Origin of the sequence: Pseudomonas pohangensis, from assembly GCF_900105995.1 — a bacterium.
GTDB lineage: Bacteria > Pseudomonadota > Gammaproteobacteria > Pseudomonadales > Pseudomonadaceae > Aquipseudomonas > Aquipseudomonas pohangensis.
Genome location: NZ_LT629785.1, coordinates 1883431 through 1907262 on the forward strand (window position 1 = coordinate 1883431; position 23832 = coordinate 1907262).

Genomic DNA, 23832 nt, shown 5'->3' on the forward strand with positions numbered 1-23832 from the left:
GTAGCATGCGCGCCCCATGCGTATCTCAGACATCCACAACCAGCTCGCCGTACTCGGCGCCAAACCCATGCATATCGGGCGCATCGAGCGTGCCTGGCTGCGCGGTTTGCCGCTGGATACCGGCACCCGTTACCAGCAGGCGGAAAATTTCCTGCCACTGAGCGTGCGCAACGGTTTGCCGGCCCTCAGTGAACAACTGGACGGCCTGCTGCGCCTGCGCTCGGAGCACCCGGCCGGTGACGGTTCCGCGCGTCTGCTGGTGGAACTGGGCGACAGCCAGATGGTGGAAAGCGTGCTGCTGCCACGCGGCGGGCTGTGCGTGTCGTCGCAGGTTGGCTGTGCGGTCGGCTGCGTGTTCTGCATGACCGGCAAGAGCGGCCTGCTGCGCCAGCTCGGCAGTGCCGAAATTCTCGCCCAGGTTGCGCTGGCGAGGCGCTTGCGGCCGGTAAAGAAAGTCGTGTTCATGGGCATGGGCGAGCCGGCGCACAACCTCGACAACGTGCTGGAGGCCATCGACCGCCTCGGCAGCGAGGGCGGCATCGGCCAGAAGAACCTGGTGTTCTCCACCGTGGGTGATCCACGGGTGTTCGAACAACTTCCCAGGCAAAGAATCAAACCGGCGCTGGCTCTGTCACTGCACACCACCAATGCCGAACTGCGCCAGCAACTGTTGCCGCGCGCACCACGGATCGACCCCGAAGAATTGCTGGAACTCGGCGAAGCCTATGCCCGCGCGGTGGATTACCCGATCCAGTACCAGTGGACGCTGCTGGCCGGGATCAACGACAGCCAGGAAGAAATGGACGGCATCCTGCGCCTGTTCAAGGGCAAGTATGCGGTGCTCAACCTGATCCCCTACAACAGTCTGGAAGACGATGCGTTTTCCCGCCCCGGCGGTGAGCGCATCGTGCAGATGGTGCGCTACCTGCACAGCCGTGGCGTGCTGACCAAGGTGCGCAATTCGGCCGGTCAGGACATTGACGGCGGTTGCGGGCAGCTACGCGCCCGCGCCGTGGAGCTGGTCAATACCAGCCGGCTGCAGCGCCAGTCCCATTAATCGATGACCCTCTCCCATAAACGGAGAGGGAGAAAAACCATCAGGCCGGCCGGCCGATGTAATCCATCTTGCCGATCTCCAGACCGTTATGGCGCAGGATGGTATAGGCCGTGGTCACATGGAAATAGAAATTCGGCTGGACGAACTGGAACAGATAGTCGCGGCCGCTGAATTTCAGCTCCATGCTGGGAAAATTCAGCACGATCTGTCGGTCTTCGCTGCCATCGATCTGCGCCGGCGTGAAACTGCCGATGAAATCGAGGGTTTTCTGCAGCCGCGCCTGCAGCTCGGCAAAGGTTTCTTCGCTGTCCGGGTAGCTGGGCACCTCGACCCCGGCCAGCCGCGCCGCACAGCCCTTGGCCGAATCGGTAGCGATCTGCACCTGCCGCTTGAGCGGAAACATGTCCGGCGCCAGACGCAGGTTGAGCAGCACCGCAGGGTCAATCTTCTTCGCCTCGGCCCAGCGTTCAGCCGTCTCGAGAATGTTTGCCAGATTGCCCAGCATGCGCTGGAGCTGGGGGATGGAAGCCTGGTACATGGACAGTGACATGGAGTGTTCCTCGTGGTTGCAGAACTGCTATTGCAGACTAGCCGATCAGCTGTTGCATGAAGCGGCTGCTGAAGATCCGGCCAAGATACAGATAGTCGATCCAGAACACCTGATGCAACAGCACTATGCACCAGAACAGCAGCTGAAAACCGGGTTTGCGCGTCTTGTGCCGGAACACCTGCTGCGCCAGCAATGCGCCCGGCCAGCCACCTACCAGTTCGCACAGATGCAGGGTCTTCTCCGGCGTGCGCCAGCGGCCCTGTTGCGCACTCTGTTTGTCATACCAGTACAGGCCGAAGGCCAGCACGCTCGCCAGCCCGTAGGCGATCAACGGCACCAGGCTGTGCCGCGCCTGCATAAATTGCAGGCTGCCCCATAACGGCAGAACGCAGAAACCCGAGAGGATGATCCATTTGAGCGGCACCCGGCGAACTCGACGCTGACGACTGCCTTCAGGACGGGCTGTTGCGCGTGAGACAGAACCAGGGCGGTGGCGTATCTCCGGCCGATCAAGCGTGATGGGCGCATCCTGCCGGACATGCTCGGCACGCAGGCGCCCCTGCGCATCCCTGCCGGCGACGAACAGAACCGTATCGCCGGCTTTGGGGCGGGCCTCACCACGCAGCGCCGAAATGTGCGCAAACACATCCGGACCACCTTGTTCGGCGGCAATAAAACCAAAGCCTTTCTGCTCATTCCAGCTTTTCAGCCTGCCACGCTGTTCCATGGCCCGCTCAAACCTGCTGCGCTGGATAGTGATCGGCCAGAAACGCCAGCAGCAAGGCATTGACCTGTTCCGGCTGCTCGCACTGCAACCAGTGGCCGCAATTTTCCAGTACATGACTGTGCAACTGCGGCACTGCTCTGGGCATCTGCTGGATGGTGTAGGCCTCGAGCACGCCTACCGGGTCTTCATCACCGATCAGGAACAACGCCGGCTGCTCGATGCGGGCATCCTGCAGTACGGCGGTGCGCTGCCAGTTGCGCTCGAAATTGCGGTACCAGTTCAGCGGGCCACGGAAGCCATGCGCTGCATAAGTGGCCACGTAACCGGCGAAGGCCTGCGGTTCGCACCAGGCCGGCGGCTGGTCAATCTCGCGCAAGCCATCGAGCAGCCCGGCAGTCGCCGGTTTGTCCTGCCAGAACAGCTCCTTGCCTACCGCCGCCGACCAGTTGTGCATCATCAGGCGCAAGGTGCGCGGGATATCGGTATCCAGTTCACGTTCGGCGACGCCGGGTTGCTGGAAATACAGGATGTAGTTGAAACGCCCGGCATAGACCTGCCTGAGCGTCTCGACAATCGGCTTCTTCGGCCGCCCGCCAAAGGGCACCGACATGCCGACCACCGCCTTGATCCGTTTTGGCTCGAGCAAGGCCAGATGCCATGCCACCAGTGCGCCCCAATCGTGGCCGACCATGCACACCTGGTGCTGGCCGAGGGCATCCATCGCCGCCTGGATGTCGCCGCACAGGGTCAGCAGATCGTAGTCAGCTACAGCGGCAGGGGCGCTGCTGCGGCCATAACCGCGCATTTCCGGGGCAAATACCCGATACCCGGCGGCAGCCAGCGCCGGCATCTGTTTGCGCCAGCTCAGCCAGCACTCGGGAAAACCGTGCAGCAGCCAGACCACCGGACCATCGGCCGGGCCACAACTATGGATGCACAACTGGATAGCGTTGACGTCAAGCAGTTGTTCTTCGATCACGTGCATGGCAGCTCCCGCCCAATTGAATCAGCCTTTTGCCGTCGCCCAGTCGATCAGATCGAGCTGCCAGGTGAGCAGAATCAGCAGACCAAAGCCGATGCGATACCAGGCAAACACCGCATAACTGTGATTGCCGATGAATTTCAGCAGGCCGCGCACGGCAATCATGGCGAAAATGAACGAGGTGACAAAGCCGATGGCGAACACCGGCAGGTCGTCAGGCTGGAACACCTCGCGATACTGCCACGCCGAGTACGCCGAAGCGGCGACCATGGTCGGCATCGCCAGAAAGAAGGAAAACTCGGTGGCCGCCTTGCGCGACAGGCCGAACAACAAGCCGCCGATGATGGTCGAGGCAGAGCGCGAGGTGCCCGGTATCAGTGCCAGACACTGCGCACAGCCGATCTTCAGGGCATGCCGCCAGCCCATTTCATCCACCGTCTCGGCATCGATCACATGCTGGCGGCGCTCGGCCCAGAGAATCGCCACACCACCAAGCACCAGCGCCATGGCCACGGTAATCGGATTGAACAGGTAATGATGAATCTGATTGGAGAACAGCAGGCCGATGATGGCTGCCGGGATAACCGCCACCAGCAGATTCAGGGTAAAGCGCCGGGCGGACGGCTGCGTGGGCAGGCCCACGACCACTTCGAGGATTTTCCGCCGGTATTGCCACATCACCGCCAGAATGGCGGCCAGCTGGATGATGATATTGAAGGCAATCGCGCGTTCGCCGCGAAAATCGATCAGATCCGCCACGATAATCTGGTGACCGGTACTGCTGACCGGCAAAAACTCGGTCAAACCTTCCACTATGCCGAGAAGGAACGCCTGGAAGGCTGTCCAGATATCCATTTACATCCTTTAAATACACAAAATGCCGGTCAGGCTGCGGGGCGCATGCTACCAGAGTGGGCGAACGGCTGGCCAAGCGACTTGCAGTGCGTGGCAACGAATGCCACGCTTGGGCCCTGCAAAGCCTGCCAACAGGGATTGAAAGCAGCATGAGCGGAATGGAACATCAGGAAGTCAACTTCAGCCAGCCGATCAACCAGGATCTGGTCTGGGATATGGACAGCATGGCTCGTCGCGGGCTGGCCGAGCGCTTCATGAAGCTGTTTGAAAACCGCCTGTGTATCTATTCCGAGTCCACCAACCAGATCTACACCAACTACAGCCTGCACTTCCCCCTCGAAGAGGGCCGCAAGATGATCGTGCTGCCCAACCCGTATGCCTTCCACGACACGCTGCACCGCATTGATCCCGAGGCAATCATCAAGACCGGCCTTTGCGTGATCCCCGGCGTAGCCCTGGGCAAACCGGGGTTGTTGCTGGCCAACCGGATCGGCGAGGACGGCCCGCCTCCCAGAACCATGCCTTTCAAGCGGGCGCTGGCGCAGATCATCAGTCAGCAGATCAAGACCGGCGATGTGTTCCTGCCGATCCTGTGCAAGGGCGACCTGCGTGAATTCGACCAGCAGATGCCCTACATCCACCTGCACCGTCTGGTGGTGGCGCGTCTTAGCCGTTTGTCCGACTACGAACGCGAAAGCATCCAGAAAACCATCACCCTCAAATTGATGGCACTCTATCGCGCCGCCGACAGCCTTTCCTGCTGAAACCGCTCTGCTGGCGCAAGACTAAAAACCCCCTGATGGAGTCGCCATGTCCCTGTCCGAACTCAGCCAGGCCCTGCAGGCCGGCCTGCAGGCCATGTCCGCGCTGGAAATCATCGCCGTGCTGCTCAGCGCCACAGCCGTCTGGCTGACGGTAAAGCAGAACCTGCTGTGCTGGCCGCTGGGGCTGGTTTCGGTGCTGATGTATGCCTGGGTATTTTTTGATGTGAAGCTGTATTCGGACATGCTGCTGCAACTGGTCTACGCCGTGCTGCAACTCTATGGCTGGTGGCAGTGGACCCGAGGCGGGGTGCAGCATGCCGGCCGCCAGGTCAGCCGCCTGCCCGGCAACCAGCTGCTGCTGAGCCTGGCCATCGGCACCGCCGGCAGCCTGTTGCTGGGTTATCTGATGGCCACCCACACCGATGCCGCAGCGCCCTGGCTGGACGCGGCGCTGACCTCGTTCAGTCTGGTGGCCCAGGTATGGATGGCGCAGAAGCGTCTGGAATGCTGGCCATTGTGGATTGCCCTGGATGTCATCTATGTCGGCCTGTTCCTGTCCAAGGACCTTTACCTGACTGCCGTGCTCTACGCCGTATTTACCGCCCTGGCAGTAGCCGGCTGGCGCGCCTGGCAGCGTCCACAGGCGGCCTGCGCCGGATGAAAGTGCTGGTACTGACCGGCCCCGAATCCAGCGGCAAGAGCTGGCTGGCCGGGGAAATTCAGGCTGCCTATGGCGGGTTGATCGTCGCTGAGTATGTGCGGCACTTCATCGACAGCGAGCAACGCGACACCTGCTACGCGGATATCGAGCCGATTGCCCGTGGCCAGCTGGCCCGGGAAGACGCCGCCCGTGCCCGCCAGCCGGAACTGCTGATACTCGACACCCACCTGCTGAGCAACCTGCTGTGGAGCCGGCTGCTGTTCAACGACTGTCCGGCCTGGCTGGAGCCGGCACTGCTGGCACGCCATTACGACCTGCACCTGCTGCTCGACCCCGCCGGGGTGCCCTGGGTCGATGATGGCCAGCGCTGCCAGCCGCAACTGGAGCAACGTCAGGCCTTTCACCGGCAATGCCGGGACTGGCTGGAACGCCACGCGCAGCCTTACCGCAACCTCACCGGCGACTGGCAGCAGCGCCGGCAAAGTGCATTCGATCTGCTCACGCCCTGGCTGGACGCAGACAGTAAAACGGCGCCATGACAGGCGCCGTTTCCGTGCAGCTTGCCGCCAATCAGGCCGGTTTGTAGCCCATGATGGCCTTCACCTCGAGGAATTCCTCGATGCCGTGTGCGCCCCACTCGCGGCCCACGCCGGACTGTTTGTAACCACCGAAGGGCGCGGCCATGTCGCCGTCATCGCCATTCAGGTGCACCATGCCGGTACGCAGACGCCGGGCCACCTCGCAAGCGTGATCCAGAGTGCCACCGTAGACATAGCCGGACAGTCCGTAGATGCAGTCATTGGCAATGCGGATGGCGTCTTCCTCATCCTGGTAAGGGATCATGGTCAGTACCGGACCGAAGATTTCCTCGCGGGCAATGCACATGTCATTGTTCACATCGCTGAACACCGTCGGCTTGGCGTAGAAGCCGCGCTGCAGACCATCCGGCCGGCCAACGCCGCCACACACCAGCTTGGCGCCTTCGTCAATGCCGGTCTGGATCAGGTTCTGCACGCGCAGGTACTGCCGGCGATGGGCAATCGGGCCGATGGTGGTTTTCGCATCCTGCGGATCACCGACGACAATTTTTGCCGCGGCGGCAGCGGCGATTTTTTCCGCTTCGGCCAGCTTGGCCGCCGGTACCAGCATGCGCGACGGCGCGTTACAGCTCTGGCCACTGTTGCCCATCATCTGCCTGACGCCGTTGCTGACCGCTTCTTCCAGCGGCGCGTCGTCGAGAATGATGTTGGCCGACTTGCCGCCCAGTTCCAGCGACATGATCTTGATCGTATCGGCACCGGCCTTGGACACGGCAGCACCGGCTGCGGTCGAGCCGGTCAGGGAAACCATGTCGACCAGCGGGTGCGAGGACATGATCGGCCCCAGCTCCGGACCCGAACCATGGATCATGTTGAAGACACCGGCCGGCACACCCGCCTCATGCAGGATTTCGGCAAACAGCTGGGCTGCCGCCGGACCGTTTTCACTGGGCTTGAGCACCATGGTGCAACCGGCCACCAGCGCCGGCGCGACCTTGCACGCCACCTGGTTCATCGGCCAGTTCCACGGCGTGATCATCGATACCACACCGACCGGCTCGCGGCGGATGATGGTACTGCCATGCTGCTTCTCAAAGGCAAAGGTCTTGGCCAGCTCCAGCGTGGTGGCCAGGTGCCAGAGGCCGATCGGCGCCTGCACATTGATCGACAGGCCCTTGCGCGGCGCCCCCATGTCCGAGGTGATGGCATCGGCCATGTCTTCCATGCGCTTCTCGTAGCCGGCGCAGATGGCCTGCAGCAGGTCGAGACGCTCGCTCAGCGAGGTACGCGAGAAACTGTCGAAGGCCGCATGGGCCGCTTCGATGGCACGAATCGCATCGGCCTCGTCACACAGGCTGATGGTGCCGGTGACTTCTTCGGTCGCCGGATTGACCACTTCGAACGGCTTGCCGCCGTTGATCGGGGCGACCCACTGGCCGTTGATATAGGAATGTTCGTAGTTACGCATGGGAAGGTCCTTGCTCATGGATGGCCGGCACCGCCGGATAAATCAGACGCCAACAGATAGCACGAATCGGCAGCTTTTGCTGCCCCGCACCGTATCGATCAGGTAACCGAATGCAACCCGATGCGCTTTACCCATCAGGCTTTGCGCCAGCATAGCAACTGCGCGCTGTGCCGCGTATCAGCAGCTGAGCGGCGCCACCCCGGCGGAGAACTGGGGCCGGTGCGCCAGCAGCTTGAGGTATTGATCATAGCGATAGGTCGGCCCATCCACACAGGCGTAGCTGGAGCCCACGTAACAGTGGCCGCACAGGCCGACACCGCAATGCATGCGCCGCTCCACCGAGAGCCAGATCGATTCGGCAGCCATGCCGCGGCGCAGGCATTCTTCTGCCGCCGCCAGCATCAGCGCCTCCGGCCCGCAACAGAGCAATACATCCGGCACTCCTGCGGCAAACAGCTCGTCGAAATGCTGCAGCGGTGAGCCTTCACGCTCGCCGGCGCGGGCCTGGTCGAAGGTTTCGATTACCGCCATCTGCTGCTGCCAGCGGTTACGTTCGCGCGCCAACACCTGGGTTCCTGCATGCCGCGCGCCATACACCAGACTGATCTGCGTGGGCTCGGGTTGCCGGGTCGCCGCCTCGATCACCCCGGCCAGCGGTGCCAGCCCGCAGCCACCGGCAACCGCCAGCACCCGCTGGGCCTTGAAGAACAGCGGCCAGCCAGTACCGAAGGGCCCGCGATAACCCAGCACCGCGCCGTTTTCCAGCGCGAACAACGCCGTGGTCAGGGCGCCCATGCGCCGTATCAGCGCGCTGAATACACCCTGTTCATCCGGTGTGCTGACATAGGTAAAGGGGGCCTCGCCATAGCCCGGCAGCACCAGCATGAAAAACTGCCCGGGAGTTGCCGCCAGATCGGCTGCCTGTGGCTGCTCGATGCGCAAGGTGAAATGCCGCGCGTCCTCGCCATCGGCATAGTGATCAAGCAGCAATAAACGGCGTGGTGTGAGATCGATCATGCGTTGGCCACCCTGTGCATCACCCCGTGCACGCCAATCCCGCCGGGACAGACGCGGTCGCAACGGCCACAACCGACACAGCCGTAATGTTCGAAGGGTGCATTGATTTCGTCACCGAACTTGTGAAACCAGAAGCGCTGTACCCGCGAGCCCGCTGTGGCACCGGGGTTGTGTCCGCTGGTTTCCTTCTGGAAGCCCTGATACAGGCAGGAATCCCAGACCCGTTCGCGCTGCATGCCGCCGCTGTCGCTTGGCTGGTCGAGCGGCGCAAAGCAGGAACAGGTCGGGCACACGCTGGTGCAACCGGAACAGGCCAGACACTGCAGGCCCAGACGCTCCCAGGTGTCCTGGGCAACCTTGCCGGCATTCAGCAGTGCCACGCCGTGCACGATATCGGCCTGGTCACCCTGTTGTTGCGCCACCCGCAGCTTGTTGGCATGTCGTTCTGCCTCCCAGTCGGCACTGGCAGGCAGCAGTTGCATGGCCTCGATAGCCTGCTCGCCAGCATGACTGCCAACCAGCAATAACCAGGGTGCCGCCGCGTCCTGACGCGGCAACAGGATCAGGTCGGCACTGCCGGTGCGCACCTGCGGGCCGCTGTGCACGGTGCTGCAAAACCCGCCCGCGCAGCTTTCCAGACAATCCACCCCGACCAGCAAGGTGGCCTGGCGGCGTGCCTGGTAGTGCGGATCGTGGGCAAAGAAGCGATCCTGATAGGCCACCGCCTGCAGGTCGCAGGCATGCACGCCGAACAGCACCTGCGGCGCCACTTCCGGCAGCGCCGAGAGAAACTGCCCGCCCTCGAAACGGAACAGCACTTCGCGCTCGGCAAAGAAGAAACTTTTGGCGGAGAAACTCGCGGTAGAAGCCTCGGCACGGAACTCGCGGTTATCGGTTGGCGTCACCATCTGCCAGTGCTCGCCGCCCTGCCCGTCAGGACGCACCTCATAAACACTGCAGTACTGCGCCAGATGCGCCCGCAGGCGCTCCGGTCGATCCAGCTCAAAGGCTTGCATAGACGGGAACCTCTCGGGCATCACGCGGATTATGGGGGACCACGCCAGCGGCCAGGGGTTCGATCGCCACGGCACAGGCCTTGAGTTCCGGCATCTTGCTGATCGGGTCCATGGCGTCATTGGTCAGGCGATTACAGGGCGCTTCGAGGAAGTGATAAGGCATGGCCACCGTGCCGGGTGGCAGGTCGTCGGTGAGTTGCAGGCGCACTTCGAGAGAACCGCGCCGCGAGCGCACGCATACCGCCTGCAAATCATGCCAGCCGTGTTTGGCGGCATCTTGCGGATTGATCAGCAACAGCCCGGCCGGTGTCTCGCGCTCCAGCAAGGGCGATTTGCGCGTCATCGAGCCGCAGTTGTAGTGAAAGTGAAAACGGTGGGTAGTGAAAACGAAGGGATACCCGGCATCCGGCCCCTCGGCCGGCTCAACCTGGGTCAGCGGAAACAGCCGCGCGCGGCCCAGCGGGAAGCTCTGCGCGTGCAACACCGGTGAACCCTGCGGGTGTTCCGCATTGCACGGCCATTGCAAACCGTGCGCTTTATCCAGCCCGGCATAACTCATCGCCGAGAACAGCGGGGTCAGCGCCGCCATCTCGTCGAATACCGCCTCGGCACTGTCCCAGGCCATGCCGGCATAGCCCATACGCGCCGCCAGCTCGCCGAGAATCTGCCAGTCGATACGCGCTGAGCCCGGTGCCGCTACCGCCTTGCGGATGCGCTGCACGCGCCGTTCGCAGTTGGTGAAGGTGCCATCCTTCTCGACAAACGCCGCTGCCGGCAACACCACATCGGCCAGTTTGGCGGTTTCGGTCAGAGTCAGCTCGAACGCCACGAGAAAATCCAGTGCCGCGTAGGCGCGCGCCACCTGATGCTGATCCGGATCGGTCACCACCGGATCTTCGCCGATGATCATCAGCGCGCGCAGATCACCCTGCAGCGCGGCCTGGGTCATGCCCATTGAAGTCAGCCCCGGCGTGACCGGCATCGGCGTATGCCAAGCCGCGGCAAACTTTTCCTGCACCGCCGGCTCGTCGGCTTTCTGGTAGCCGGGATAGACATTCGGCAGGCAGCCCATATCGCAGGCACCCTGCACATTGTTCTGCCCGCGCAACGGATTGACCCCGGTACCGGGGCGACCGATCTGGCCGCAGGCCAGCACCAGATTGGATACCGCCATGACGTTATTGGTGCCGCTCTGGAACTGGGTGATGCCCATGCCGTAGGCGGTAAAGGCCGCCGGCGAATGGCTGAACAGCTCGGCCACGCGAATCAGCTCGGCCACCGGGATACCGGTGGCGGCGCTGGTCTGTTCCGGCGTGATGGCGGCCAGATGCTGACGCAGCGGCGTGATGTCCTCGCAGCGCTCGGCGAGAAAGGCAGCATTCTCCCAACCATTCTTGAAGATGATCTGCAGCAAGCCATTGAGCAGCGCGATATTGCTGCCCAGGCGCAATTGCAGGTGGATATCGGCCAGCCGCGCCAGGCGGGTCTTGCGCGGGTCAATGACGATCAGTCTGGCGCCGCGTGCCTGGGCCCGCAGCATGCGTGCACCGATCATCGCGTGGTTCTCGGTGACATCGGCGCCGATCACCAGAATCAGCTCGGCCTGATCGATATCCGCCACGCTGTTGCTCATCGCCCCGGAACCCAGGGTGCGGGCCAGGCCAGTTACCGAGGGGCTGTGGCAGATACGCGCACAGTGATCGACGTTGTTGGTCTTGAGCACCGCGCGGGCGAATTTCTGCGCTGCGTAATTGTCTTCGTTGGTGGCGCGCGCGCAGCTGATCACGCCGACCGCATCAGCCCCGCCGGCTTGCTGGGCCGCGCGAAACTCACTGGCGATGCGCTGCAACGCTTCTTCCCAGCTGGCCTTGCGGAACTTTCCGTGCTCCTTGATCAGCGGCTCGGTAAGGCGATTGCCCGGATCAATGGCAAAGCTGGTCGACCAGCCCTTGGCGCACAGCTGGCCCTGACTGACCGGATGCCCGGATTGCGGTTCGACACCGATGACCCGGCCCCGCTCGACGCGTAGCCCGAGGCCGCAACCAACGCCACAGAATGTGCATATGCTCGGTATTACCTGCATCGCAACAACTCCTTCGATGGACCAATCCTTTCAGGCTAGGCCGCATCCCCGCGGTTGATTTTGACCCTGATCAAGAAATAGCCAATCGACTGCTGCGGGCCGGGCATAGCCAATTCACGAGGTCCCGAACTGACTAATCTATATACTCACAGCCCCACACACCCGGAGCCCGTCATGGCCATTACCCTGTATGCCGCATCAGTACCCGTGTTCAAGCAAATGCTTGGCAGCCTGAGAGATATCCTGCACAAGACCGAAGTACACCGTGCGGAAAACAATATCGAGGCCAGCGCCCTGCTCCAGGCGCGACTGTTTCCGGACATGTTCGCCCTGACCCGCCAGGTGCAGATTGCCTGCGATTTCGCCCGTGGCATCACCTCGCGGCTGGCCGGCGTCGAAGTGCCCAAGTATGACGACAACGAGCAGACTTTCGCCGACCTCCACGAGTTGCTGGACAAAACCCTGGCCTACCTCGACAGCTTCACTCCCGAGCAGATCAACGGCCAGGAACAGCGCGAAATCATCACCCGCCCCGGCACGCCGAAAGAACGCCGCTTCAACGGCCAGGACTACCTGCTCAGCTACGGCATCCCGCAGTTCTTTTTCCACGTCAGCACCAGCTACGCGATCCTGCGCCACAGCGGCATCGCCGTCGGCAAGCGCGACTACATGGGCAATTATTGAGACTGCACCCGGCTTGTGCCTGGCCGGCAGAATCTGCCGGCCTGATGCAGGTGGCAGGCCGGGCTGCGCAGTACAGCGAGGAACACGGCATTGCGCAAATACCGTCAGCCACTACTGGTGCTGTTGTTTCTGGGACTGATGCTGGCGGCATTTCAGCTGTCGGGCTTGCGCGCTCATTTTGATCTGGCGTTCCTGCGCCAGCATTTGCTGGAAAACTGGTTCAGCGGCCTGCTGTTATTCATCGCGCTGTTCGCCCTGGGCAATCTGATCCATATACCCGGCTGGATCTTTCTCGCCGCAGCAGTGCTCGCCCTCGGGCGCACCTGGGGTGGGCTGGCCACCTATCTGGCAGCGGCCATTTCCTGCTGCCTGACCTTTTTCACCATTCGCTGGCTCGGTGGTGATGCCTTGCGCCTGTTGAAAAACCGCTTCGCCATCCGCCTGCTCAGTCATCTGGATGAACGTCCGGTGCGCAGCATCTTCCTGTTGCGCTGCCTGCTGCAGACGGCGCCGCCGCTCAACTACGCACTGGCGATGTCCGGGGTGAAGTTTCGCCAGTATCTGCTCGGCACCCTGCTCGGTCTGCCAGTGCCGATAACGCTGTACTGCGTATTTTTCGATTACCTGGTCAAGGCCCTGAAACTGGCCGCTTGAGCGCTACAGCTCGACTATAGGGAACAGCATCAGGCCAGCACCGACTCCAGGCACGGCACACCAGGCTGGTCGGTCGAACTGGCCACTGCTGCAAGCACGATACGCACGATGACTGCACGATTACGCGCCAGTACTTCATCAGCGGGCGGCTCCGGCCAGAAGCTCACGCTGCCAACGTATTCGACCGCCCGGATCAGGGTTTCCATCATCAGTGGATGCAATGGCTGGCTACCGCGTTCTTCTGCCTTTTCCCTGACCAGCCGGGCCATGTCATCCACAATTTTCTTCTGATGGATGCTTGCCGGCGACTCGGGATCATGTACTTCGCGGTAAATCGAACCGACGATGGCCGCATGCGAACGACACCAGTCAAAATACGCATCGATTGTGGCCGAGAGCATCGGCAGCAGTTGTTTCTGCGGCAGGATTGCCTGCATCACCGCCTCGCGCAGATCATCGTTGGCCCGGGCCACCACCACGTCAATGACCTCGCGGCGATCCTTGAACAAACGATAAAACAGCGGCCGCGAAATACCTGCTTCCCGTGCAATCAGTTCGACTGATGCTCCACGAAAGCCGTGGTTGCCATAAACCCGCGCTGCCGCCTCGATCACACCCTCGCGCAGGCCTTCGCCCTGCAACTCGTCGGCCCGTGGCCGCCCCGGTTTCCTGCGACGGGGCGCAGCAACCGGACCAGTACCTGCAACCTTCACGGCAAGCGGCTTCGCTGGTTTCGACTCTTTCACTTTCAGGTTCTCGATCAACGGTTGTCTGGTATTAGAACTTTAATGTTACATTACTCCCATGTAACATAATTGCAAGCGCTACCATTTCGCGGTATACGTGCTTCAATAAACGAATTACCTGCCTGCAGGTGTAACGGTTCTTACGACCTTCGGTCATCCTGGAGAAAAACAATGAACACCCTCACCAGCGCCATCGAACTCAGCATGCCCGAGGAATTCCAGAGCGTATTCAACGCCCAGCAGGAAGCCTACAAAAAACATATGAACCCGACCCTCGAAGAGCGTCAGGCTGACTTGCGTACCCTGCACCGGATGATTGTGGAAAACGCCGACGCGATCATCGAGGCCATCAACAAGGACTACGGCTGCCGCTGCACCTTCGAAACCAAGTTCACCGAAATCTTCATGGCTCAGGATGCGGCGCTGGATGCGGTGAAGAAAGTCAAGAAGTGGATCAAACCGCAGCGACGCCATCTGGACCCCACCCAGTTCCCGCTGGCCAAGGCCTGGACCTTCCCGCAGCCGGTCGGCGTGATCGGCATCGTGGTGCCGTGGAACTTCCCGCTGGCCATGGCCATCCAGCCGCTGATCTGCGCCTTTGCCGCCGGCAACCGGGCCATGATCAAGATGTCGGAAAACTCCAACAATCTGGCCCTGCTGCTGAAAAAGGTTTCGGTCAATTACTTCCCGCTCGACAAGCTGGCGTTCTTTGAAGATGGCGATGGCCGTGGCCCGGTGTTCACCACCCTGGCTTTCGACCATATCTTCTTCACCGGCTCACCGCAGACCGGCAAGGCCGTCATGGCCAATGCCGCGAAGAACCTGACTCCGGTCACCCTGGAACTGGGCGGCAAGTCTCCGGCCATTGTCGCCCAGGACTATTCGGCCAAGACCGCCGCCGAGCGGGTGATGTGGGCCAAGATGCTGAATGCCGGACAGATCTGCACCAACGTCGACTACCTGTTGCTGCCGGAGAACAAGCTCGAGGAATTCGTCAGTGAAGCCCGCGTCCTGTTCAACAAGCGCATTGCCGACATCAACAGCGGTGACTACACCGCCGTCATCGACCAGCGTTCTTATGATCGTCTGGAAGAAACCCTGGCCGACGCCGTGGCCAAGGGTGCCAAGGTTATCGATCTTTATCAGGGCCCGGCGCCAAAAGAAGGTATGCGCCTGATGCCGACCCGTCTGGTGCTGAATGTCACCGATGACATGCTGATCATGCAGCGCGAAATCTTCGGCCCGCTGCTGCCGATCCGCACCTACCAGACCAAGGAAGAAGCCACCCAGTACATCAATGACCGCCCGCGTCCGCTGGCGCTGTACGTCTACAGCAACGACAAGGCGCTGCAGGACTACTACCTGAACAACACCATCTCCGGTGGCGTCGGCATCAACGAGTCGGTGATTCAGGCCGGCCTGCACGACCTGCCCTTCGGCGGTTCGGGCAACAGCGGCATGGGCCACTACCACAGCAAGGAAGGTTTCCTGACCTTCTCCAAGCTGCGCCCGGTATTCAAGCAGGGCGGCATACGCGGCCTTGACCTGTTCCTGCCACCCTATGCCGGCTGGTCGACCCGTATCCTCAACTTCATGATGAAACTGAAGAGCTGACCTTCCGCCAGCGGGTGCACTTGTACCCGCTGGCGAATACCCAGCACATGTCCTGCATCTGGCCCGGCTTGCCCGGGCTTTTTGCGCAATGGCTGCCGCTAAATTGCCGATCAGGCCCTGGTCGGAAATCACCCGGACGTTTTAGGCCCATGTTCGATTACGACTACCTGATTATCGGCTCCGGCTTCGGCGGTTCCGTCTCGGCGTTACGTCTGGCGGAAAAAGGCTGGCAGGTCGCCGTGGTCGAACAGGGCCGGCGTATCGGCCGCCCGGAAATCGAGGCCGGCAAGCGCAGCCTGCGCCAGCTGATGTGGCTGCCCAAGCTGGGGTTGCGCGGTTACTTCGTGCAGCACCTGTTCCGCCATGTGGCGATTGTCGGCGGCGTGGGTGTCGGTGGCGGCAGCATTGTCTGGGCGGCAGTGATGCTGGAGCCCAAGGAATCGTTCTACAACGATCCCCGCCTGCAGGCGCTGGGCCTCGACCTGAAAAGCGAACTGGCAGCACACCTGAAAACCGCCCGACGCATGCTCGGCGTCACCCTCAATCCGCGCCAGAGCGAACAGGATGAGTTCCTGCGCCAGACTGCCCAACGCATGGGTGTGGCCGGGACCTTCGGCGCAGTACCCAATGCCGTGTATTTCGGTGAACCCGGCGTCACCGCATCCGACCCTTTCTTCGGCGGCGAAGGCCCGGCCCGTGAAGGCTGCACTTTCTGCGGCGGCTGTCTGACCGGCTGCCCGACCGGCGCGAAAAACAGCTTGTACTGGAACTACCTGTACCTGGCCGAGAAGCGCGGAGTGAATATCCTCAGCGAAAGCAAGGCCGAGCGCATCGAACCGCTGGCCGGAGGCGGCTATCGCGTCAGCCTGATCGATGCAGTGAGTGGTCGTCTGCTGCGCAGCCTGACCACCCGCAACCTGGTGCTCTCGGCCGGCGTGGTCGGCACCCTGGAGCTGCTCTACAAGAACCGCGACACCTACCGCAGCCTGCCCGGGGTCTCCGCCACCCTCGGTCAGGTGGTACGGACCAACTCCGAAGCGGTGACCGCCGTACTGCACCCGCCCGGCAGCGACATGACCAACGGAACAGCCATTTCCACCGACTTCCATCCCGACCCGTTCACCCACGCTACGCAGAACCGCTTCGACCGTGGCTACCGCTTCATGCGCGGTTATATGGGCCCGCTGGTGGATGATCCGCTGCCCTGGCGACGGGCGCTGAAAACCATCGGCGCCATCCTCAGCTCACCGCGCCTGCTGCTGAGCAACCTGTTGGCCAGGGACTGGGAGAAGCGCATCACCACCTTCACCATCATGCAGGATCTGGACAATCACATCGGCCTGCAGTATCGCCGCCCCTGGTACTGGCCATTCAGCCGGAAACTGGTCAGCGTCGCCAACCCCGGCCACGCAGCGCCGAGCTACCTGCCGATTGCCAACCGGCTGACCCGTGAGTACGCAGCCATCAGCGGTGGCACACCAATGAATATCACCCTGGAGTCCATTGGTGGCCTGTCCACCACCGCGCACATTCTCAGTGGCTGCCCGATGGGGCAGTCAGCTGCGGACGGCGTGATCGGCACCGACCATCAGGTGCATGGCCATCCGGGCCTGTTCGTGGTCGATGGTGCAAGCATTCCCGGCAATATCGGCGTCAACCCGAGCCTGACCATCACCGCCATGGCCGAACGCTTTGCCGCGTTGCAGCCGTCCAGAGAGGAACCCCATGTTTAACGCCAAACACATCGTCATCACCGGCGGCTCGTCCGGCCTTGGTCTGGAGCTGGCGCAACGGCTGGCCGCCGAAGGTGCACGCCTGACCCTACTCGCCCGCGACCCGCAAAAGCTGGAACAGGCCGCCAGCGATATACGTCGGCAGGCGCCCACCGCACAGGTCAAGGTGCAGGCCGTGGATGTCTGCGACGAGGAGGCAACGCTGGCCGCCATGCAACAGATTGCCGAGCAGAATGATGGCATCGACATGCTGATCAACAGTGCCGGTATTCTGCGCGAGGGCAGCTTCGGGCAATCGTCGCCCAAAGATTTCCGCGACGTCATGGAGATCAACTACTTCGGCCTGCTCAACAGCAGCCGCGCTGCCCTGCCCTATCTGCTGCAAAGCCGCGGCCGGCTGGTCAACATCGCCTCCATGGCCGGCTTTACCGGCGCCTATGGCTACAGCGCGTACTGCGCATCCAAGCATGCCGTGGTCGGTTTCAGCGAAGTGCTGCGCTTCGAACTCAAACCGCAAGGCGTGCAGGTGCATCTGGTGTGTCCCGGCGAGTTCGATTCACCGATGGTGGATGACATCGACACCTACCGCTCTGCGGAGAATCGCGCCCATACCCAGACCATCCCCAAAGCCAGTGTCGAGTCGATTGCCGCAGACACGCTGGCCGGCATCCGCGCCAATCGCTACCTGATCATTCCCGGCCGCACGGCGCGCATGGCCGGCTTTGTAGTCCGGCACTTCCCCGGGCTGATGCGCCTGCTCGGCGACCGCACCATCACCCGCGTGCAGCGTTCCCGCCAGACACCCGGCGGGGCCGCCTGACTGCCTGCAATGCAGGCTGGACAGCCCATCGGCAAAGCATTAGCTTGGCGACGCGGCACAGACTGCCGAAGCTCACCGAACCGGTCAGGCAAGGCTTGACAACACCATTGGAGTTTCCATGAATTACGTCCACCTCATAGCAGTTCTGGCAATCGTCCAGTTCATGTATTTCGCCATTCTCGTGGGCAAGGCACGCGAACAGTACGGCGTGAAGGCACCCGCTATCAGCGGCAACGAGATGTTCGAACGGGCCTTCCGCGTGCAGATGAACACACTGGAGCAACTGGTCTGTTTCCTGCCGGCCCTGCTGATAGCTGCCGTCTACTGGCCGCAGCCGTATGTTGCCGCGCTGGGGGTTGTCTACCTGGTCGGCCGCGCCCTCTACCGCCGTGCCTACGTGGCTGATCCGGCAAAGCGCGGCACCGGCTTCATGCTCACCTTCATTCCGACCCTGCTGCTGCTGATTGCCAGCCTTGTCGGCGCATTGATCGGCTAAGCAGCACGCTCCATCCGGCGCACCGGCCCGTCTCCCGGGCCGGTTTCCTTGCAGTTTTTACTGCAGTTACCCCTCCCAGCCCCCCGGCAGGTGCCCATAACCCGGACTTAGCAGTTATCCTTGAGGCAACTGCCAGCGAGCCGAGTCCTGCGTGAGTCCAGCCATCCCCGCAACCAGCACCCTTACCCCTCTCGACCGCTACTGGTTGTGCGAAGCCATTCGCCTGCGCGAAGCCCGTGGTGAGCGGCTGGAAGACCGCGCGGCCATTCGTCTGGCGCGCGCCGGCGGCGGTGATCTGCAGCAGCGCATCCTGCAACGTGCCCTGAGTCTGGCTGAACGTGACGGGCAACTGATCGCCCTGCAGCATTACCGCCACGGTGCCGGCCTGGCCATGCTGCTGCTGGCCCTGCTGGCGCTGCTCACCGGCGCCGGCCTGGCGTTTGCCGCACTCGGTGATGGCGTGCGCCCGGTCAATGTGTTCTGGGCGCTGGGCAGCCTGCTCGGGGTGAACCTGATCATGCTGCTGATCTCCGGCCTGAGCCTGTTGCTGGGTAACGACAACGGCCTGCTGACGCGCCTGTGGCGCTGGCTCAGCGACCTGCTGGCCCGCGATGCCCGGGCCGCCCAACTGGCTCCGGCGCTGCTGCTGCTGTTGCAAAGACAGCGCCTGAGTCGCTGGGCCATCGGTCTGGTGAGCAACGGCCTGTGGCTGCTGACCCTGCTCGGCGCGCTGGCGTTGTTGCTGCTGCTGATGAGTACACATCGCTACGGCTTTGTCTGGGAAACCACCCTGCTTGGCAGCAACAGTTTTGTCGGCCTGATCCAGGCCCTCGGCGCACTGCCGGCGCTGGCCGGCTTCAGCCAGCCCGATGCGCAGATGATCCGGGCCAGCGGTGATCTCGCGCTGAATGACCCACTGGCACGGCAGGTCTGGGCCAGCTGGCTGCTTGGCGTGTTTATTGTGTTCGGCGTGCTGCCGCGGCTGCTGCTGAGCCTGCTCTGCCTGTGGGGCTGGCGCCACGGCCTGAAGAGCCTGGCACTGGATCTGTCACTGCCGGCCTATCAGCTGTTGCGCAGCGAATTGCTGCCGGACAGCGAACGGTTGGGCATCGTCAGCGCAGCGCCTGAACTGCCGGCCATTCTGCCCGGCGGTCACACCCTGGAACAGAGTAGCGGCGCCCTGCTGGTAGCCATCGAACTCGACGGCAAGCGAGCCTGGCCACCGGCCTTGCCCGCGGGCATCGCCGATGCCGGCAATCTCGACAGCCGCGAGCAACGGCAGCACCTGCTCGACCAGCTCAGCCGTTTTCCGCCGGCACGCCTGCTGATCGCTTGCGACCCACGGCGCTCGCCGGATCGCGGTAGCCTGGCCCTGATTGCCGAGCTGGCACAAAGCGCCGCAGCCACACGGGTCTGGCTACTTCCTGCCGAGCCCGGCGAGGCCTTGGACGCCGATCGATTGAGTGACTGGCATCAGGCACTGGGCCAACTGCAGTTGCCGTATGCCGACAGTGCCAGCCTGACCTGGCTGGAGAGCGGCCATGACTAAACCGCTGAAGCTGGCCGTGGTCGGCCACACCAACGTCGGCAAGACCTCGCTGCTGCGCACCCTGCTGCGCGATGTCGACTTCGGCGAGGTCTCCCATCGGCCGAGCACCACCCGGCATGTCGAGGGCGCGCGTCTCAGCGTGAATGGCAATGCGCTGCTGGAACTGTACGACACCCCCGGACTGGAAGACGCCATCGCCCTGCTCGACTACCTGGAACGGCTCGAGCGCCCCGGCGAACGCCTCGACGGCCCGGCACGCATCAGCCGTTTCCTTGAAAGCAGCGAAGCCCGCCAGCGCTTCGAACAGGAAGCCAAGGTGTTGCGCCAGTTGCTGCAATGCGATGCCGGGCTGTACCTGATCGATGCGCGCGAGCCGGTACTGGCCAAATACCGCGACGAACTGGAAGTGCTGGCCGGCTGCGCCAAACCGCTGCTGCCGGTGCTGAATTTCGCCAGCGCCAGTCACGGTCAGGAAGAAGCCTGGCGCGAGGCGCTGGGCCGCCTCGGCCTGCATGCGCTGGTGCGCTTCGACACGGTGGCACCGCCGCAGGATGGCGAGCGCCGTCTGTATGAAAGCCTGGCCCTGCTGCTGGAAAAATCCCGCCCGTCGTTGCAGCAACTGATCGATGACCATAGTGCCCAGGCCATCGCCAGACAGCAAAGCGCCCGGCTCTTGATCGCCGAACTGCTGATCGACTGCGCCGCCTGCCGCCAGCAGGTAGTCGCCAGGCCGGAGGCTGAACGCGCCGCCATCGAACAATTGCACCAGAGCGTAAGGCAGCGCGAGCAGCGCTGTGTCGAAGCGCTACTGCGGCTGTATGCCTTCCGCAAGGATGATGCCCTGCCCGACGCTCTGCCGTTACTGGATGGCCGTTGGGGCGATGACCTGTTCAACCCGGAAACCCTGAAACAACTGGGCATCAAACTCGGCAGCGGTGTGGCCGCCGGTGCGGCAGCCGGTGCCGGCGTGGATCTGCTGGTGGGCGGCCTGACCCTGGGCGCGGCCGCACTGCTCGGCGCAGTGGCCGGTGGCGGCGTGCAGACGGCGCGCGGCTACGGCAAACGCCTGCTCGGCAAGTTCAAGGGACAACATGAACTGAGCATCGATGACAGCGTGCTGCGCCTGCTCGCCATGCGCCAGTTGCAACTGCTGCAGGCACTCAACCTGCGCGGCCACGCGGCCGTACACAAGCTGCAACTGCCGGCGGCTGAAGCAACCCTGTGGAGTCAGGGCAAGCTGCCGCTGCCGTTGCGCAAGTCACGCGCCCATCCAGAATGGTCGACACTCAACCCCGGCAGCCCGGCCAGCAGCCCCGAGCGCCAGGCACAGATCGCCGAACTGGCCGCGGCGCTGATCACCAGTTCCTGAGCAGCTACGCCAGCACAGGATGGTCGCATCAGGCGTTGCTTACGGCCGTGAACAACTGCTAGTTTTAGCGCCAGTGCCGGTGTAGCTCAGTCGGTAGAGCAGCGCACTCGTAACGCGAAGGTCGCAGGTTCGATTCCTGTCTCCGGCACCAGTCACAGCAAGGCTTGCAGCGATGCAGGCGGTATTGCCCGCCTGCCACAGCAGGGGCGCACCGATGCAGTGACGCCCATGCCGAGTTGCCGCTGCTGTTACTCGGTTTTCAAGCGATCATCCCATACCCCAGGCTCGATCCGGGTCTGCACTTCCGGGAACTGTCCGGCATCGAAAACCGGATCCTTGCCGGCCTTGCGCTGGCTGTTGTAATCCTTGGCCAGTTTGAACGCCAGTTTCGACAACAGCAGAATCGCGATCAGGTTGGTGATGGCCATCAGGCCCATCGACAGGTCTGCCAGATTCCACACGAACGGCATCGACGCGACGGCACCAAACATCACCATGCCCAACACCGCCAGCCGGAACCAGAGCAAGCCGGCCGGATGGCTGTGCTCAAGGAACACGAAGCAGTTTTCCGAGTAGAAATAGTTGGCGACGATCGAGGTGAAAGCGAAGAACAGCAGGATCACGGTCAGGAAATACTTGGCCCAGGAACCCACTTCGCTACTCAGGGCGTTCTGTACCAGCATGATGCCTTCGCCTTCCTGGGGACCGGCCAGCAGAATGATGGCTGCCGACGCCGTACAGATCAGCAAGGTGTCGATAAACACCCCGGCCATCTGTACGTAACCCTGGGAGGCCGGATGATTAGGATGGGGTGTAGCCGATGCCGCCGCGTTGGGTGCCGAACCCATACCCGCTTCGTTGGAGAACAGACCGCGTTTGAAGCCGTTCATGATCGCCGCACCGATGCCGCCGGCTGCCGCCTCCTCCAGACCGAAAGCGCTCTTGAAGATCATCGCGAAAACGCCGGGAATCTCGCCGAGGTTGGTCAGAATGACAAACACCGCCACCAGCAGATAGAGCACTGCCATCAGTGGCACGGCAATCTCCGAGAAGCGTGCAATGGCACGCAGGCCGCCAAAGATGATCATCCCGGTCAGCACCACAATGCCCAGTCCGGTCATCCAGGTACTGATCCCGAACGCACCTTCCATTGCGGCAGAAATGGTGTTGGCCTGCACGGCACTGAAGACAAAGCCGAAGGCAATGATCAGGAAAATCGAAAACAGCACGCCCATCCAGCGCACGCCCAGGCCACGCTCCATGTAGTAAGCCGGGCCGCCACGGAACTGACCGTTGTCATCGCGCACCTTGTACAGCTGCGCCAGTGTCGCCTCGACAAAGCCGGTGGCCATGCCCAGCAGGGCTATTACCCACATCCAGAAGATCGCGCCGGGGCCTCCCAGCGTGATGGCAACCGCGACGCCGGCAATGTTGCCGGTACCAACCCGCGCTGCCAGCGAGGTACACAGGGCCTGGAACGAGGAAATGCCCGAGGCATCGGAGTGCCGGCTGCCTTTGAGCACCGAGAAGATGTGGCCGAAATGCAGAAACTGGATAAACCCCAGACGCAAGGTGAAATACACCCCGCTGCCGGCCAGTAACCAGATGAGGATCTTGCCCCAGATCAGACCGTTCAGGGTGTCGACAACCAGATTGGCCAGATTGGCTACCTGCTCCATGGCGTATTCCTTTTGTTGTTTTGTGGATCTGCGGAGTTGGCCCCTCCCGGACGGGAGAGCACGCAGGAATGATCAAGGCAATCAGCAGCCCGGAAGGCTGAGCATAGGTGCCCGTTTATGGCTCGGCCAATTATGCCTGCAGGAATGCAAATAATCCGCGCTGAAATATCAGATCAGCCCCCCTACAGCCGGATCTGGCGTGATAGCGCCGGGCGCCGAACAAGCTACTTGCCGGTCGGGAGACGGGCCAGAACAAAGTAGAGAATTGCCCCCAACAGTCCGCTGCCCAGGCATACCCACTGCAGCGCATTGATGGAAATCAGCCCGAGCAGTGCATTGTGCGCACCCAGCGGCCAGAACGGTACGACATCGGCGTGCATCACGCTGTCCAGCAACACATGGCTGAACGTGCCGATGGCTGCCGATATACCGGCCACCAGCCAGCTGATCGGCAGGAACTCGCGATGGCCGATCAGGCGCAACCCGAACGTCGCCAGGTACTTGCCGCTGACCGCCGAAAACACCGCCAGCAGTGCCGCACCGATATAGGTATGGGTGAAACCGTGCAGATGGCCCGCGCCGCTGAGGATCACCAGCAGCGGCTGGATATCCATGACGATCTGCGCCCAGCCGAACACCAGCAAGGAAAAACTGCCCTGCAGCAGTGCCTTGATCAGCAGGCCGGGGCCCATGTGCAGCGGAGTGAATGGCATATGGGTTCCTGAGTCTATTGATGGCGCTCCGCCCGCAGCGAGCACACCCGGTCACG

At 62.5% G+C, this 23832-nt stretch carries 23 protein-coding genes and 1 tRNA gene; 13 read left to right on the forward strand and 11 right to left on the reverse strand.

The genetic code is table 11. The annotated features are described in order from the left end of the window. The first annotated feature begins 16 nt into the window (after positions 1-16). Positions 17-1057: an RNA methyltransferase gene (locus BLT89_RS08830; protein ID WP_090194304.1), complete on the forward strand. Its 1041-nt coding sequence runs from the start codon at positions 17-19 to the stop codon at positions 1055-1057. Between the two features lie 40 nt (positions 1058-1097). Here the strand turns inward: BLT89_RS08830 and BLT89_RS08835 are convergent, their stop codons facing one another. Genes BLT89_RS08835 through BLT89_RS08850 form a run of 4 tightly spaced genes read right to left on the reverse strand, consistent with a single transcriptional unit; the run spans position 1098 to position 4171 of the window. Then, entirely contained in the window at positions 1098-1607 is a 510-nt protein-coding gene (locus BLT89_RS08835) for a DUF1993 domain-containing protein (RefSeq protein ID WP_090194306.1), read from the reverse strand. 37 nt (positions 1608-1644) lie between these two features. Then, positions 1645-2334 carry a DUF1294 domain-containing protein gene (locus BLT89_RS08840; protein WP_090194307.1) on the reverse strand — a complete coding sequence of 230 codons (690 nt, stop codon included), beginning with the start codon at positions 2332-2334 and terminating at the stop codon, positions 1645-1647. A gap of 7 nt (positions 2335-2341) precedes the next feature. Continuing rightward, entirely contained in the window at positions 2342-3319 is a 978-nt protein-coding gene (locus BLT89_RS08845) for an alpha/beta fold hydrolase (protein ID WP_090194309.1), read from the reverse strand. A 21-nt stretch (positions 3320-3340) separates the two neighbouring features. Then, a complete protein-coding gene (locus tag BLT89_RS08850; RefSeq protein ID WP_090194310.1) occupies positions 3341-4171 on the reverse strand; it encodes an undecaprenyl-diphosphate phosphatase in 831 nt (276 codons plus the stop codon). A gap of 149 nt (positions 4172-4320) precedes the next feature. Between BLT89_RS08850 and BLT89_RS08855 the strand changes: the two genes are divergently transcribed. The 3 genes from BLT89_RS08855 to BLT89_RS08865 all read left to right on the forward strand — a co-directional run bounded on the left by BLT89_RS08855 (position 4321) and on the right by BLT89_RS08865 (position 6135). Next, the gene (locus BLT89_RS08855; RefSeq protein WP_090194311.1) at positions 4321-4935 is read left to right on the forward strand and encodes a hypothetical protein; all 615 of its coding nucleotides are present in this window, start codon (positions 4321-4323) and stop codon (positions 4933-4935) included. Positions 4936-5029: 94 nt separating this feature from the next. After that, entirely contained in the window at positions 5030-5596 is a 567-nt protein-coding gene (gene pnuC, locus BLT89_RS08860) for a nicotinamide riboside transporter PnuC (RefSeq protein WP_090198852.1), read from the forward strand. After that, positions 5593-6135, forward strand: a complete 543-nt coding sequence (locus BLT89_RS08865) for an AAA family ATPase (RefSeq protein WP_090194313.1) — start codon at positions 5593-5595, stop codon at positions 6133-6135. The genes pnuC and BLT89_RS08865 overlap by 4 nt, the downstream gene beginning before the upstream one ends. Positions 6136-6166: 31 nt before the next feature. Here the strand turns inward: BLT89_RS08865 and BLT89_RS08870 are convergent, their stop codons facing one another. The 4 genes from BLT89_RS08870 to fdhF all read right to left on the reverse strand — a co-directional run bounded on the left by BLT89_RS08870 (position 6167) and on the right by fdhF (position 11719). After that, positions 6167-7603: an aldehyde dehydrogenase family protein gene (locus BLT89_RS08870; RefSeq protein ID WP_090194314.1), complete on the reverse strand. Its 1437-nt coding sequence runs from the start codon at positions 7601-7603 to the stop codon at positions 6167-6169. 177 nt (positions 7604-7780) lie between these two features. Continuing rightward, entirely contained in the window at positions 7781-8620 is an 840-nt protein-coding gene (locus BLT89_RS08875) for an FAD/NAD(P)-binding protein (RefSeq protein ID WP_090194317.1), read from the reverse strand. Further along, positions 8617-9636, reverse strand: coding sequence for a 4Fe-4S dicluster domain-containing protein (locus tag BLT89_RS08880; protein WP_090194319.1), 1020 nt, complete (start codon positions 9634-9636; stop codon positions 8617-8619). Before BLT89_RS08880 ends, BLT89_RS08875 begins: the two co-directional genes overlap by 4 nt. After that, a complete protein-coding gene (fdhF, locus tag BLT89_RS08885; RefSeq protein WP_090194321.1) occupies positions 9623-11719 on the reverse strand; it encodes a formate dehydrogenase subunit alpha in 2097 nt (698 codons plus the stop codon). The genes BLT89_RS08880 and fdhF overlap by 14 nt, the downstream gene beginning before the upstream one ends. 174 nt (positions 11720-11893) lie before the next feature. Between fdhF and BLT89_RS08890 the strand changes: the two genes are divergently transcribed. Together BLT89_RS08890 and BLT89_RS08895 are read left to right on the forward strand one after the other, a co-directional pair. Further along, entirely contained in the window at positions 11894-12403 is a 510-nt protein-coding gene (locus tag BLT89_RS08890; RefSeq protein WP_090194323.1) for a DUF1993 domain-containing protein, read from the forward strand. Between the two features lie 90 nt (positions 12404-12493). Further along, the gene (locus BLT89_RS08895; protein WP_197673491.1) at positions 12494-13057 is read left to right on the forward strand and encodes a VTT domain-containing protein; all 564 of its coding nucleotides are present in this window, start codon (positions 12494-12496) and stop codon (positions 13055-13057) included. Positions 13058-13086: 29 nt separating this feature from the next. On the opposite strand, the gene BLT89_RS08900 is transcribed toward BLT89_RS08895, so the two are convergent. Beyond that, positions 13087-13770 carry a TetR/AcrR family transcriptional regulator gene (locus BLT89_RS08900; protein WP_157718830.1) on the reverse strand — a complete coding sequence of 228 codons (684 nt, stop codon included), beginning with the start codon at positions 13768-13770 and terminating at the stop codon, positions 13087-13089. A gap of 204 nt (positions 13771-13974) precedes the next feature. On the opposite strand from BLT89_RS08900, the gene BLT89_RS08905 reads away from it, so the two are divergent. The 7 genes from BLT89_RS08905 to BLT89_RS08935 all read left to right on the forward strand — a co-directional run bounded on the left by BLT89_RS08905 (position 13975) and on the right by BLT89_RS08935 (position 21535). Beyond that, positions 13975-15417 carry a coniferyl aldehyde dehydrogenase gene (locus BLT89_RS08905; RefSeq protein WP_090194326.1) on the forward strand — a complete coding sequence of 481 codons (1443 nt, stop codon included), beginning with the start codon at positions 13975-13977 and terminating at the stop codon, positions 15415-15417. Between the two features lie 149 nt (positions 15418-15566). After that, positions 15567-17150, forward strand: a complete 1584-nt coding sequence (locus tag BLT89_RS08910; RefSeq protein WP_090194328.1) for a GMC family oxidoreductase — start codon at positions 15567-15569, stop codon at positions 17148-17150. Next, a complete protein-coding gene (locus BLT89_RS08915; protein WP_090194329.1) occupies positions 17143-17970 on the forward strand; it encodes an SDR family NAD(P)-dependent oxidoreductase in 828 nt (275 codons plus the stop codon). Before BLT89_RS08910 ends, BLT89_RS08915 begins: the two co-directional genes overlap by 8 nt. Positions 17971-18088: 118 nt before the next feature. Continuing rightward, a complete protein-coding gene (locus BLT89_RS08920) occupies positions 18089-18466 on the forward strand; it encodes an MAPEG family protein (RefSeq protein WP_090194331.1) in 378 nt (125 codons plus the stop codon). A 151-nt stretch (positions 18467-18617) separates the two neighbouring features. Beyond that, positions 18618-20015, forward strand: coding sequence for a DUF2868 domain-containing protein (locus BLT89_RS08925; RefSeq protein WP_090194333.1), 1398 nt, complete (start codon positions 18618-18620; stop codon positions 20013-20015). Beyond that, positions 20008-21384, forward strand: coding sequence for a GTPase/DUF3482 domain-containing protein (locus tag BLT89_RS08930; RefSeq protein WP_090194335.1), 1377 nt, complete (start codon positions 20008-20010; stop codon positions 21382-21384). The genes BLT89_RS08925 and BLT89_RS08930 overlap by 8 nt, the downstream gene beginning before the upstream one ends. 75 nt (positions 21385-21459) lie before the next feature. Next, a tRNA-Thr gene (locus BLT89_RS08935) sits at positions 21460-21535 on the forward strand. A gap of 97 nt (positions 21536-21632) precedes the next feature. Here the strand turns inward: BLT89_RS08935 and BLT89_RS08940 are convergent. Both BLT89_RS08940 and BLT89_RS08945 read right to left on the reverse strand, forming a co-directional pair. Beyond that, positions 21633-23063, reverse strand: coding sequence for an alanine/glycine:cation symporter family protein (locus tag BLT89_RS08940; RefSeq protein WP_090194336.1), 1431 nt, complete (start codon positions 23061-23063; stop codon positions 21633-21635). 224 nt (positions 23064-23287) lie between these two features. After that, positions 23288-23776 carry a metal-dependent hydrolase gene (locus BLT89_RS08945; RefSeq protein ID WP_090194338.1) on the reverse strand — a complete coding sequence of 163 codons (489 nt, stop codon included), beginning with the start codon at positions 23774-23776 and terminating at the stop codon, positions 23288-23290. Positions 23777-23832: the final 56 nt, after the last annotated feature.